This is a genomic window from Bacillus sp. FSL R9-9492, from assembly GCF_038007365.1.
Taxonomy (GTDB): domain Bacteria; phylum Bacillota; class Bacilli; order Bacillales; family Bacillaceae_G; genus Bacillus_A; species Bacillus_A mycoides.
Map to the genome: position 1 here is coordinate 150,663 of NZ_JBBOXC010000002.1, position 13,216 is coordinate 163,878.

The 13,216-nt window shown below is 32.3% G+C and carries 11 protein-coding genes and 1 pseudogene; 9 read left to right on the forward strand and 3 right to left on the reverse strand.

Annotation, left to right across the window (positions count from 1 at the left end; translation table 11 throughout):
- Positions 1-50 precede the first annotated feature (50 nt).
- Positions 51-1,748 carry a helix-turn-helix domain-containing protein gene (locus MKY70_RS29105; protein ID WP_199710160.1) on the reverse strand — a complete coding sequence of 566 codons (1,698 nt, stop codon included), beginning with the start codon at positions 1,746-1,748 and terminating at the stop codon, positions 51-53.
- Between the two features lie 1,875 nt (positions 1,749-3,623).
- Here MKY70_RS29105 and MKY70_RS29110 point away from each other — a divergent pair.
- Complete coding sequence (locus MKY70_RS29110; RefSeq protein WP_241139217.1) at positions 3,624-5,315, forward strand: hypothetical protein; 1,692 nt, start codon at positions 3,624-3,626, stop codon at positions 5,313-5,315.
- A 1,047-nt stretch (positions 5,316-6,362) separates the two neighbouring features.
- Here MKY70_RS29110 and MKY70_RS29115 read toward each other — a convergent pair.
- Positions 6,363-6,476 (reverse strand): annotated as a pseudogene (locus tag MKY70_RS29115) (Replicase RepFR55); the annotation flags it as partial.
- 137 nt (positions 6,477-6,613) lie between these two features.
- Here MKY70_RS29115 and MKY70_RS29120 point away from each other — a divergent pair.
- The gene (locus tag MKY70_RS29120) at positions 6,614-7,783 is read left to right on the forward strand and encodes an AimR family lysis-lysogeny pheromone receptor (protein ID WP_016093884.1); all 1,170 of its coding nucleotides are present in this window, start codon (positions 6,614-6,616) and stop codon (positions 7,781-7,783) included.
- Entirely contained in the window at positions 7,780-7,917 is a 138-nt protein-coding gene (locus tag MKY70_RS29125; protein WP_002090818.1) for a hypothetical protein, read from the forward strand. The genes MKY70_RS29120 and MKY70_RS29125 overlap by 4 nt, the downstream gene beginning before the upstream one ends.
- 238 nt (positions 7,918-8,155) lie before the next feature.
- On the opposite strand, the gene MKY70_RS29130 is transcribed toward MKY70_RS29125, so the two are convergent.
- Positions 8,156-8,548: a helix-turn-helix domain-containing protein gene (locus MKY70_RS29130; protein ID WP_002090821.1), complete on the reverse strand. Its 393-nt coding sequence runs from the start codon at positions 8,546-8,548 to the stop codon at positions 8,156-8,158.
- A gap of 148 nt (positions 8,549-8,696) precedes the next feature.
- Here MKY70_RS29130 and MKY70_RS29135 point away from each other — a divergent pair, with 148 nt between their 5' ends.
- The 6 genes from MKY70_RS29135 (at position 8,697) to MKY70_RS29160 (ending at position 12,936) form a co-directional block, all read left to right on the forward strand.
- The gene (locus MKY70_RS29135; protein ID WP_002090822.1) at positions 8,697-8,906 is read left to right on the forward strand and encodes a helix-turn-helix transcriptional regulator; all 210 of its coding nucleotides are present in this window, start codon (positions 8,697-8,699) and stop codon (positions 8,904-8,906) included.
- A 154-nt stretch (positions 8,907-9,060) separates the two neighbouring features.
- Complete coding sequence (locus MKY70_RS29140) at positions 9,061-11,337, forward strand: SpaA isopeptide-forming pilin-related protein (protein ID WP_340780598.1); 2,277 nt, start codon at positions 9,061-9,063, stop codon at positions 11,335-11,337.
- Between the two features lie 15 nt (positions 11,338-11,352).
- Positions 11,353-11,484: a hypothetical protein gene (locus MKY70_RS29145; RefSeq protein WP_309515460.1), complete on the forward strand. Its 132-nt coding sequence runs from the start codon at positions 11,353-11,355 to the stop codon at positions 11,482-11,484.
- 25 nt (positions 11,485-11,509) lie between these two features.
- Entirely contained in the window at positions 11,510-11,968 is a 459-nt protein-coding gene (locus tag MKY70_RS29150) for a TRAG family protein (RefSeq protein ID WP_340780596.1), read from the forward strand.
- 40 nt (positions 11,969-12,008) lie between these two features.
- Positions 12,009-12,584: a TraM recognition domain-containing protein gene (locus tag MKY70_RS29155; RefSeq protein ID WP_340780595.1), complete on the forward strand. Its 576-nt coding sequence runs from the start codon at positions 12,009-12,011 to the stop codon at positions 12,582-12,584.
- A gap of 103 nt (positions 12,585-12,687) precedes the next feature.
- Entirely contained in the window at positions 12,688-12,936 is a 249-nt protein-coding gene (locus MKY70_RS29160; RefSeq protein ID WP_113710522.1) for a hypothetical protein, read from the forward strand.
- The last annotated feature ends 280 nt before the right edge of the window (positions 12,937-13,216 follow it).

Genomic DNA, 13,216 nt, shown 5'->3' on the forward strand with positions numbered 1-13,216 from the left:
ATTCGTTAAAAAAGAGGAAACCATTTTCAAAGTGGTTTCCTCTTTTTTGCTTACATAGACTCGATTATCATTTGTCTTTCATACCATTTTGTTAACTTATCATTAACACTGTTTGAAATCCGTTTCATTTTCTTATTATAGAATCTCGATAGTGTAGCAGGGGATAAGCCTAACTCATCTGCTATTTCGCGCATTGTTCTATTTTGATGCATATGTTGGTGCATAATTTTCTCTCTAATTAGCTCCTCAGTACTTACTGTACTATGAGCTATCGTATTTATAACCACATTATTTTCTTGCTTATCCGGAGTATCAATTACCTTTTTCTTTGCCAAACTCCCGATATTATCCATTAACTCTTTTGGTGGTAAAATGATGATTCCTAATTTTGAGTAATAATTCTTAAACCAGTTCCGTTCTCCAATTCTTGATTCATCAATTTCCTCAGCGTACTCCCAATGTGAAATAACTTTTTCTTTTTCTAAATCTATTAATACATTTTCTAATTGCTCACGAATACGGTGGGGGCGTCCCTTAGCTATATTAATCCCCATAACAGACAATAGTCCTTTTTCTCCATCAATTGAATATGGTCTTTTTAAATTACTGTACTGTTGTCGAATTCTCCATTGCCAAGATAAATAGCGAATTAGTCGCTTGTGGAATTTGTGTCGATAACTATTATACTCCAATGCTTTTTTAGATAATAACGCTGTTGTGCTACTAGATCCGTATAAATACATCGACAAAAAGCTACCTGGCTTTATTCTACAAGATTCAATACCTACGTAATCATTGGTATTTTTATCTCTCCAAAGAACTACAGAATCTAAAACGAAAAGTCTTTTAATTATTTCACGTTTCATTTCAAATTGCTCACCAGTTTCTGCACGATCATTTAAAACCACGACTTCATTATCGTCATTTAAATAAATAAAGATACTCGCCAAAGCAGCTATACGTTGTGCAATTTTAATTTTATCTTCTGCACGATAATACTCTATACCATTTGCTGATGCTTTTGGAATATTACACATATCTAGTACATTTTCATAGCTGAAATCAATAAAATCATCTGGAGATTTCGCTTGATTCAACCACTGTATTGTAATTGTATCTAAACAGTCTGCGGTAAGATCATCCATGTTACTAATAACACCATCGACTAGTATTGACCATCTTTCTGCTTCATTGGTGTTTACTAGCCTTAAATCTTCATCCTTGTGTGATGATAGCTGAGCAACTCCGCTTGTATTTTTAGTTTCTAATGGTAAAACAGATACTGCTCCTACTTCATCTTCTTCAAAGTGATTCTTGGCTATACCATCTCGTAGTTGATAATATACCGCATCATTACTTACAGGATAGTAATCCTCTTGTAGATCAATTGAATGCTCTTTTAACTTTTCATCGGTTGTATTAGATATTATAGACGTTTCAACTTCTTCAGACGTACCTCCAAATTCTTGCTCTATTATTTTATCGAGTACATTTCGAATCTCAATTTTATATTTATCTAGATTTGCGTATATATGCAATAATGAAATCCCTTGTTCTTGTTTCTGGCCTAACCAAGAGACAAGAGCTGAAAATGAAGGGGATATATTAGCTGAAGTTACTACTTTGTCATGATTTCCCTGTACTTCCTCATAATATCTATTCCACTTTTCCCATAGCTGCGTGTTCTTTTCATACATTGGTGCAGCAAGTAAAAGGGCATCGCTAAACAACACTAATACTTTCTCCATATTCAAAAACCTCCTTACTAAGTTCCCACCAATTAGAATTATAAATTATAGAACTTGAGACGTTATAGCTATATGGTGGCAACATAGCATATAAGTTGAAACGTTATCAGAATAATCTATATCGAGAAATGATTTATCGAACAGTATTTGTCCTATCAAGTAAACATTCTTGTACTTGTATTATATAAGACTGTACTTATTTGTAAAATTACTACTTTACACTACAATCTCCATGCGGGAAACCCATTCGGTATTAAATAGTGTAAATCATACTTTTAAAGTGAAACGTAATTGTCCCTTTTCTTACAAATGAAATAAAACATTATAGCGTTATGATAACAATTACTTTCTTACCAAGAAACATCGATGATTTGCTGGTTTCATCTAAAAAATTATTTGTATCATTCTATACAATGATACAAATACCCTTACTTTTATGAAACGTCATAGCTACATTGTGGCAAGTACTCCTTAGAACTTGAAACGTTTTAGCTTTATAGTGGCAAGTTTATTCGAAACAAAAAATACCGATAAACTGTTGATTTCCACTTCACAAGCATTAACGTTATTTCATACTTCGACACAGATACCTCTACTTTTATGAAACATTATAGCTGCATTGTGGCAGTTACTATTGAAAACTTGAAACGCTTTAGCTTTATGATGGCAAGTATATCCTGAACAAGAAATACCAATGAATTTTTGGATTTCATTTAACAAGAATTAACGTTATTCCATATATCAGCACGAATGCCTCTCTTTTATGAAACCCCTTAGCTACATTGTGGCAAGTACTATTGAAAACTTAAAATGCTTTAGCTTTATGATGGCAAGTTTATTCTGAACAAAAAATACCGATAAATTATTGGGTTTCAATTAACAAGAATTAACGTTATTTCATACTTCAATACAAATACCTCTACTTTTATGAAACACCATAGCTACATTGTGGCAATTACTACTTAGAACTTGAAACGTTTTAGCTTTATGGTGGCAAGTTTATTCTGAACAAAAAATACTGATGAATTGTTGGGTTTCATTTAACACGAATTAACGTTATTTCATACTTCAATACAAATACCTCTACTTTTATGAAACATCATAGCTACATTGTGGCAGTTACTATTGAAAACATGAAACGTTATAGCTATATGGTGGCAACAACTCTTTAAATATGAAACATAAACGCACTAAAATCTTTTCAAATAAAAAAAATTTTTTTTATTTAAATTAGTGATAAACATTGATATACAGCCATCCTTTAAAAAAACTAAAAAATCCTAATGAAATGCTATAGCTATATGATGGCAACAACTTTTTTTAAAAAAAACCTATGAATCCATATGTAACAAGGGTTTAGGTACATTTCAAGCGCAATGAAATATTGATTTCAAACATGAAACGGCATAGCTTTATGATGGCAACAATCTAAAAAAAACATGAAACGTATATAGCTATATGATGGCAATAGTCCCTTGACGTAAATTAACATGAAAACGCTATACGACAACATTTATGAATGAATTCTACACATTATTTAGTCATTTCAAAACATGAAACGTTATAGCTATATGATGGCAACAACTTTTAGACAAAAGTACTAAAAAACCTATCATATCAAGGTTTATGTGCTGTTTCATTCATTTCAGATACGTTTCATATTCAAAATACCTTATAGCTTTATGGTGGCCAAAAGATTTTTTTTGTGAAACGTTGAATCCCTTGTGCCTCTAAGGCTGAGGCTGCGTTTCACATTTTTGATTTTCCTCTTAAAGAGACACATTTCACCAAGATTCGATTTGATATAATCAAAATTGAATTTTTATATCCTATTTAGGTAAAAACTGAAACTCATAATAAGAGGAGGTGAAAAAGATGGCTAAACCTTTCGTTATAAAGAACAAACGTAGTTTAAATGGTGAAACAACAACTCCAGTATTAGTAACAATTAAAGCATGGCAAAAATTAGTGGAAGCTTTAGAAGGCAAATACTATAGCTTTAAAGATACATATCTAGAAGATATCGTAAATTCAATGTCTTACGAGGAACGAATTGCAGATGAAGAAGGGTTTGTTGAAAAAGCCAAACCATCTTTTTCACTTCAAATGAAAAATCTCTTCACTAAAGCAAATGGTAGAAAGCATAAGCTATATGGTATTACTAATGCAGATCTAGAAGTATTTCTATTTCTACATAAAAAATGTAATACCTATGGTGAACTTTCTCATGTTTCCATTCACATGCTTTGGGAGGACTACAAAAACTATAAAGAAGTATTTGCACATATTCATCATTCGCAATTCTATGTTGCGTTGAAAAAGCTTAGCTTACACAACATCATTGAAATTGAGAATGAATACAGTGGTAAATATAAAATTACATTAACTGATTTTATGAACAAGGAAACAAATAAAGCGAATCCTTACACGTTTATCAGCCCAATTGTATTTACAAAAGAGTTCTTCGATTTATCCATTGCTGCTAAAAAGCTATTTATTGATATCGCAATGCAGCAAAAACGAGAAACTACTTTAAAACGTTCACTATACAAATTTGATGAACAAGGACAACAGACTCATTTTGGCGGTATGTATCGCTTCTTACATAAGAAATACCCACATCAGATACGCTCTGTAATGGCTGAATTAACAACTAAATCAACTGCTACTGGATCTTCTTTGTTTAAAATTTGCAAATTAGAAAAAGGGAAAAAGAATAAAAAGCAGTATACAACACTGCATTTATCTGTACACCCTGATTTCCTGTGTGATAAGGAAATAGGGGAAGAGTATCGCGATCCATTTACACCAAGACTTACATATAAACGTAAAGCTAAGTTCATTGAAGAATCATTAGTTGAAATGAATATTGCAGAATTTACAAAAGATATAAACCAATTTGTAAATGTCTTAAAACATTCCTGTCATCGTCAAATCCGTCAAGTGATTCGTGGATTACGTGAAATGATTGATAGACAAGAGGGTTTCCCTAAAAATCTTGTTTATACACTAAGCAAATTATTAAAGCAGTCTTCTCAATATCGCGTATTAGATACGGCTGCTAAAACAGGTATTTATTCTCTGATTACACATAATGTGCCGAGAGAGAAACAAGAAGATGCGGTATTTAAATTTGGTACTCACTTCGCTATATATTCATTACAAAATATTAAGAAGTTATTCTGTAAAGCGCATGACCTTCTTCATGTTACATATGCGGTTCCTGTGACTGAAGAAGCATACCATCGTAATTATATGCAGTATCAAGAAGAAACACTATTTAGGAAGTATGCTTTTGAGCAAGGAGTAAATGTTAACGCATATATTGCATTAGAAATTAAAATTCGTGAATTATTAAAATCTCATGGCCATAAAGAACATCATATTCCAAGTGATATTCGCGAACTGTTCATTGAAAAAATAGATAGATTGCCTAAGGAAAAAATCCGCGTAATTGAAGTTCCTAAAGACTTTAATTTAATCGATTTTCTTCATTCCTTAGAAGCTTATTACCGTAAAAATAGTGAAACACCATGCACGGTAGATCAGCTGCTTCCTGCAATGTAAAATTACATGCTCTCCTTTTTTGAAAAATCAAAGAAGGAGGGCTATTCGTGCTGAAATTAGAAATTATATTCGTACTATCCAAACATAAAAGAGAGAGATTCTTAAATTTGAGTTAGAATACCTCTCTTTTTTTATACACTTCTATACAAAATTCCTAAAATATAATCAGTAATTCACAATTTTACTTTACTTTTTTCTGAACATTCGTTCTCTTACTGGCATTTAATCTACTAAAAATCGTAAATATATATATTAATTCAGTGGATATCTTAATAATTTTGTCCAAATGTGTACAATAAAATAGCTCAAAGCTTTATTTATAAACATTTTATATATAAATCTACTTAAAATCAGAATGTTTTTTGTTAATAATGTTGATTTACTGAATTATGTCTATAACTTACTTCTAAATGTTAATAAAATGTGGGTTATTTTATAGCTTATGTGGAAATCATGTTATTAATTTAAGCTAGACTACCATTAATCTTATATACACTTTTACGCATCAAAATGATGCTGATTATATGTAGGTTAAGCAATTCAACTTTATGATATTTTGTATATTTAGAGCGACGTAAAACGCAATAAATACATTTCCAATAAGTGTTTTTTTCGATTTTTTATGGTTCTATAACTTTGCAGACACTGTTATTACTGAGTTTGTAGGCCATTTTTCATAAGTATAATAGTTTTATCTTTATATTCTTTTTATATAAAAGATATATATTATATTAGGTTTTAAAGTACTATCCGAAAGACTTCTCCTTATTTAAGCCTGTAAAAATTAATAATCTAACAATAGGTAAGAAATAAATTTTAGTTTAACATCACAAAAGAAAACCTTAAACTTGGACATACTGATAGTATTACTCTAGAAAAGGTGTGTGATCAGTATGAAAAGGAAAATTTGTTCAAATGGAAGCATTATCAGCCGAAACTAATCTTAGATAGAAATGTACAGAAAATTGCTATTCCATGTTTTAACTAAAATTTTTACACCAGAATCATTCCAAATTGAATTATATAAATAAGGGAATGCACTTAAAATTTATTAAACTGGAACCATTGTACACGATCTTCAAAACCCCATCTTGTGTAGCGATCGATATCAGGTGGCAATCTCAAAACAATTATGTACGCATCATTTTCAGAAAGGTATAATTGTAAAACAATTGTTGAGAAATATGCGTAATTGCTTAGGTTTTTGTAGTAATAGATAATTTATTACCACTTGTTTGTTATAATCTATATATATGTATCTGAATTTTCTAACAAGATGTGTAAAGAGGTGTGGATATATGAGTGAGTGGGTTGAAAAGATGCAAGATCAAATGAATAAGACAAATAGATCATATGATAGTTTTGCAAGAGAACTTGACATGCCTAAATCAACATTAACAGATTTTTTTCGCTATCATAAAGAAATTTCAATGCTTAGTGTATATAAAATGGCTAATACGCTCTTTAATGAGGATAGAGTAATAAATGAGAAATGTTGTATAGAAGTTTTTTCGAAATATGAAAGAAATATAAAAATTAACATGAAGAGACTGTTTGTTTTATCGTATTTAAATGGATATAATTCAATTCTAGAATATTTAATCAACATGACGAGTAAGCATAAGGATAGTTATGTTAAAAAATATTCACCATTGATAAGTTTGTTTTATGAGAGATCAAAGGGAGGAAACCCTAAAAAACATATCCTAATGGTAGAAGAAATTCGGAAGAGCATTCCAGAAAAAGAAACTTTAGATATGGAGATCATTTCTGATATTCTCTATTTGTTGTCTGTTGGGGATATTGGAGACTTTGGAATGTTTGATACTTATAGAAACCGTATTTATCAGAACATTTCTGTACATAAAAACCAAGATTTAAAATGGCTATATAAATATTGGATAGATGACATATGGAGTTATTCCTTGTTAAGAAGGTTAAGAATTGATGAATTTAATGAGTATAATAGCCAGCTAAGGTCATATGGTTATTTGAAATATTTTCCTGTTATGGAGGCTACAATCGATTTACGTAAAGGAGAAAGTTTAATATTTACAGATTATAAGCAATCATATAAACATTCTTTAAGAGCAATGAATATATTTAAGAACCAGAGTGTTATAAAATATAAAATAGCATTAAACAATATTAATTTTTTAAAACTTGTAAATAAAGAAGCAGTTGAAACCATTGACTTAGATACACTCCATCCAGCAGAGTTAGCACTATATTTTATAATAAATAACGAGAAAAAGAGAGCAATTGATATCTTATTAGAAATTTTAGATGAAAATAAAAAGCTTAGTCCTATTCAATATTGTTACTTAGGACAAGCAAAGATGGATTTAAAAATGATTGCTGATTCCAAACAAATGTTTATTGAAAATGGCGATTACTTCTTTGCTCAATATGCAGCACGAGTATATTGTGAATATAAAGAAATGTTAGAATATGGAGGCGTGAAATGAAAAAAATAGCCATATTATGTATAACAACATTTATATTGTTTGCTGGAATTAGTTTATTAGACAATGAAGAGAAGGATATGTCATTGTCTAATAAAATTCAGTATCTTGTATCTGATCCTGGTGGCATGGGTTGAATCTTAAAAATATAAAAGTAACAAAAGACATCGTATAACGATGTCTTTTGTTACTTTATAAAGAGTTTTTTAAAAGGTTGAGCCGGATTTTAACGAACAAAGAAAAAATATAAAGGTGATGATTTAATGGATAAATGGGAAAATTTAATTATAGAAATCCTCTTAACTGTAGATGGAGATCTAGATGTTTTTAGTGATTTAATTGATATATATGAAGATGGAGTGTTATAAAAAGTTTTTATTTTTTATTTTGTGATTCCATCTCAATTTCTATTTGTAAAAGGTGTGCAATTCTTAAGATTTCTTTTTCTATTCGTGGCTTATGTTCTTCTGGAATATTTCTATATTTTTCAATTAGTATTTTAGCCATACGTTCTATAGGATCAGTACCAAAATCACTTTTCTCAAAAATCTCAGTATCGCTCATTGGATGGTGCAATAGTTGTGACTCACTCACATTGAAAAATTTAGCAATTGCCGGAATACGCTCGATTTTAGGAGTTTTTTCTCCACTTTCCCAACTAGAGACTGTACTGTATGGGGTGTTGATTGCATCAGCAAATTCTTTTCGACTGAGACCCTTTATTGCTCTTAGTTTTTTTATGTTTTTTCCAAATATATTATTCTCCACTTGTATTAGCCTCCTTCATCTATCTGTATAATTTTTATCACTTCAGTAGCGTTTTGGTGAAAATTTTATCACTTCAGTGTAATAAATACCACTTTAGTGTTGATATTCTACTTCAAGGAGAATAGAATGTATCTAAGGGGGGGAGAAATTGTCAGCATTACGTAATGTTAGAGAAGCAAGAGGACTCACAATTCAAGAAGTTTCGCAGGCTTCTAAAATTCCAGTTAAAACGCTATATAACATTGAAACTGGAAAGAAAGGAATAATTGAGAAACGAGCCAGGATTCTTGCTGATTTATTTAATGAACCGATAGAAAAGATCTTTTTATCTACGTATTATCGAGCAAAATTAGAATGAAATATTTTTTGCAATACACAATTATACTCTTATATTGTAAATGAACAATGAGGAAAAGCTATAATTTTATTGTTATTTTTTAAGTTTTTAAATCAGAAAATTCTGATTTAAAAAGATCTTTGAAAACTGCATATCATTTGAGGGAGCTGTTAGTATGTTGAAACGATCGTATCAAACGTTACTCATTATCATGAGTATGCTTCTAATTGTCTTAAATTTTGTATTTCCACTTACGAAAGCGAGTGCTGAAGTCATTAATCGTGAGAAATACGAAATGAATTGGAGTTTTAGTCCCATGTATGGGAAAGAGTTACGGACAGAACTACTGAAGAATGCGAATGGGCAAATTGCGTATTGTTTAACTTATGGAAAATTAAGTCCCAACGGTAATGATCTTCCAGAGATGGGGCGCACAGATGATGTTGTGTACCGAGTTCTTCTAAATGGATATCCGCAAAAGAGTCCAGAAGAATTAGGAGTTTCTGACTGGAAAGAGGCGCATTATGCGACACAGCTTAGTGTTTGGGCAGCGTTAGGTCAAATTGACATTAACGAAGTTCAGCATCGCAATGGGAATGTTGCAAAAGCCGTAAAAACCATTATTGATGGGGCAAATGCAAGCCAGGAAACACAAGACGTGTACATGAATGTAACACCAACAGACAATCAAGAAGCAAAGTTAAACGGTGAGTACTTTGAAACGACAGTGTATCAAATTGAAAGTAACGCTAAGAACGGTGTATTTACAGTTCAACTAGCTAATGCACCGAATGGAACGAAAGTTGTTTCAACAAAAGGTGAAGCAAAACAACAATTCAATTTAGGAGAACAATTCCGTATTCTAATACCGAAATCCTCTCAAACAGGTAACTTTTCCTTAAAAGTAACATCTAATCTTTCTAATTTGCAGGCAGTCGCTTATCAAGGAACAGATAAAGTCCAAGATGCAACAGTCCTTTTAGAAAAAAATGAGGAAAAAGTAAGTGCCGATCTACAAGTAAACTGGAAATCTCTTGGTGGATTGAAAGTTGTAAAAGTGGGAGAACAAAAAGAATTGCTACAAGGTGCCGTATTTGAAGTCATGAACAGTGCAAATGAAAAAGTAGGCACAATGACTACAAATGAGCAAGGTTCAGCAAGCCTTTCCGGTTTGGAAATCGGAACTTATACTCTTAAAGAGGTAAAATCACCTACTGGATATGTACTAAATGGGCAACCACAACAAATTGAAGTTAAAACAGGTGAGGTTGCTACAATTACAGTACAAAACACGAAGGTAAAAGGAAATATCGAAATTAAGAAATTAAGTGACAGCGGAAAAACTCTTCCAAAAGTAGAGTTTACAGTGTATACAGCTGAGGGAAAAGAAATTACAAAAACAACTACAAATGAACAAGGAATCGCACAAATGAAGGATCTTCCATTTGGAAAGTATTATTTTGTTGAAACAAAAGGGGTAGAAGGATACCTTCTTAATCAAACAAAATATCCATTCGAAATTAAAGAACAAGGAAAAACTTTACCTTTCACAGTCGAAAATAAAGAAGTAAAAGGAAACGTGCAACTTCTAAAAGTAGATGGAGAGAATCCAGGTGGAAAATTAGAGGGTGCGGTGTTTGTTCTTCAAGATAGTAAAGGAAAGAAAATTAGTGAACACAAAAGTGATAAAAACGGTTTGATTGAAGTGAAAGACTTACCATTTGGAGCATATTCATTTGTTGAGAAGCAAGCACCAATCGGCTATGTGTTAAACAAAGAACCTATTCCTTTTAGTATCTCGGAACAAGGAAAGACAGTCATGCTAACAGCGAAAAACAAGAAAATAACAGGAGAGTTGGAGATTAGTAAGGTAGATATTGCGGATGGCAACAATAAACTTCCTAACGCTGAATTTACTATCTTTAATGAACAAGGAAAAGAAGTTGCAAAAGGAAAAACGGATGAAAACGGCATTGCAAAATTCAAACTTCCATATGGAAAGTACACATATAAAGAAACATTCGCACCAGACGGATATTTACTGAATGAAGAAGTATTCCCTTTTGAAATTAAAGAGGATGGTCAAATTATTAAGCACACGGTGAAGGATCAGAAGAAACCGACACCACCTACACCAGAGACACCACAACCAGAACAACCACAAAAACCAGAAATACCACAAAAACCAGATCAACCAGAAGCGCCACAACCACAGGTACCGGAACAACCAAAAGTAACCGAAAAACCTGTCATTCCACAACTAGAGAAACCACAACAGATTGTTATGAAACCACAACTAGAACAAACACCAAAGAAAATTGAAACGTATCTTCCGACAACAGGAGGTAAAGCCGAAAATCCATACATAAAATGGATCGGTCTTGCATGTGTCGTACTTGGCTTAATTGGAGCTGTATTTGCAGTGAGAAATCGCAAGAAAACTCAATCATGAAAGGACTAAGAGTATATGACAAAATACCAAGCTCGTTTTAGTGAAATAGATGAAAATCCGCTTGGTTTTGCTATTGGATTTCGTAATGCATGTATACTCGTAATTCCCATTTGGACAGTTGTTTTTTGGATAGGGAGCAAGATATAAGAAACCGAGAGGGAGATGAAATAAAATGTCAGAAATCTACGTCGGTAAAATGAAAAATTTAGGGAAACCTGGGGAAGGCGTTATGCGGCGCAAGAGTGCTTGGTTACCTGAAGAATTGATGCAAGCAATTTCAATCGCTCAAACTGTAATGAAACCATTAAAGCAACATGATTATTGGATAGAATCCGCTACAAAATTATTGGCAGGAAGTATTTTGTATCTGAATCAACGGCATAAAAACCTATATTACCTAGATGTGAAAAAAGTTATTGAGTTCACGGAAAAAATGTATGAGAGTGAAGCTAACTTGGTAGAGGTAGTAAATTCGCTCGAGAATGAGCATCCAGCTTATCATATCTTCCATGAGCTAGGTCTTTATTCAAAAGAAACAAGGGATGCGATAACTATTACTTTGCTATACATTCTTGAAAAACATCAACGTGAAAAGCAAGAGGAACAAAAAGAGTATTTTTGGTTTCAGTAGTAGTCAGAAGAGGAAAATGAAATAGGAAGGAGTGCAATACATGTTAGGCGTAGCTAAGAAGTATACAAAGGTGATTAGAGCGTTGAAAGAGATGAATGAAAGGGAAAAGGTTGCAGGTGTGATAAAAGCTCGATTTGGGGCTTATAAATCGGTCATAGAAGGTGTAAAAGAAACAAATGATGATTTTATTTTCATTTTTGATCCGAAAGGTATCTTTTTTGAAGACACATACAAAGAGAAACAAGAGCAAGGGTATCACATACTCAAACATAATTTACTGTCTGGTTATGAAACGCTTGAAATGGATGTAAAGAAAAAATCAGTTGTGTATATCAGTATAGAAACGGAAACAAGTACGTATCAAGAGAGAGGAGAAGCATTATCCAATTTTCTTCAGTATCTAACAGAATGCAAGAATATAAGACCGATTAACCTGGTATTTCATCAATATGATTTGTACCCGATCCCTCATATGGAGCAGTTTTTACAAGAAAGCGCAACATACCACATTCATCATTCAATCGTAGTTGAATCTCAATCCGCATTACAGCACATATACGGAAAAGAGGCAGCACAACGCATTATCACTTCGTACAACACAACAATCCTAGCATGATATGAAGCACTCGTTCACTATTTCATCCTATCTAGATGGCTAGAAAACTATACAAGGGAGAAGCGCTTTTCTCCCTTCTTTATCAAAAATAGGAGGCGTTCATATGAGAAAAGAACAAAGGCTCACATTCTATGATATTGCCGCATCACAAGCTCATAGTGTCAAAACTTTTGATGGAAAAACATACGAACTGAAAGGCACCATCGCAATTGAAAATAACACAGGAAGCATTGAAAATGTAGCTCAAATTTATTATCAAGTGCGTTCTGTCAGAGACGAACATCAAAACTTGATCGCAAAAAGGAAACATAAACAAGCGGAATTAGTAGCCGTAAAACAAAAGTGTAAATAAAAAAAGCGATTTTGAAGTGTGCTGAGAACATAGCACAAAGTAATTTGCTCTTTGACAATTTAGATATATATTGCGTATATCTTCCTTTCAGTAATGATGTAGAAGGATGATATACGGCTTTCAATATATATGCGTGCCTCCCTTGAAACGGTCACTAGAGGGGTTAGGTATACGATTATCGTTAGAAGAGTGCGTACGTAAAACTCATATCTGTGACCATTGGAAATGCATTGTATCAAAAATCTGTTTGCGCTAGTGATCGTGAGGAATATCCCATTTT

Excerpts from the sequence above, each read along its gene's own strand:
- MKY70_RS29105 (WP_199710160.1), bottom strand. The coding sequence starts at position 1,748 with ATGGAGAAAGTATTAGTGTTGTTTAGCGATGCCCTTTTACTTGCTGCA.
- MKY70_RS29110 (WP_241139217.1), top strand. The coding sequence starts at position 3,624 with ATGGCTAAACCTTTCGTTATAAAGAACAAACGTAGTTTAAATGGTGAA.
- MKY70_RS29120 (WP_016093884.1), top strand. The coding sequence starts at position 6,614 with ATGAGTGAGTGGGTTGAAAAGATGCAAGATCAAATGAATAAGACAAAT.
- MKY70_RS29125 (WP_002090818.1), top strand. The coding sequence starts at position 7,780 with ATGAAAAAAATAGCCATATTATGTATAACAACATTTATATTGTTTGCT.
- MKY70_RS29140 (WP_340780598.1), top strand. The coding sequence starts at position 9,061 with ATGTTGAAACGATCGTATCAAACGTTACTCATTATCATGAGTATGCTT.
- MKY70_RS29145 (WP_309515460.1), top strand. The coding sequence starts at position 11,353 with ATGACAAAATACCAAGCTCGTTTTAGTGAAATAGATGAAAATCCGCTT.
- MKY70_RS29150 (WP_340780596.1), top strand. The coding sequence starts at position 11,510 with ATGTCAGAAATCTACGTCGGTAAAATGAAAAATTTAGGGAAACCTGGG.
- MKY70_RS29155 (WP_340780595.1), top strand. The coding sequence starts at position 12,009 with ATGTTAGGCGTAGCTAAGAAGTATACAAAGGTGATTAGAGCGTTGAAA.
- MKY70_RS29160 (WP_113710522.1), top strand. The coding sequence starts at position 12,688 with ATGAGAAAAGAACAAAGGCTCACATTCTATGATATTGCCGCATCACAA.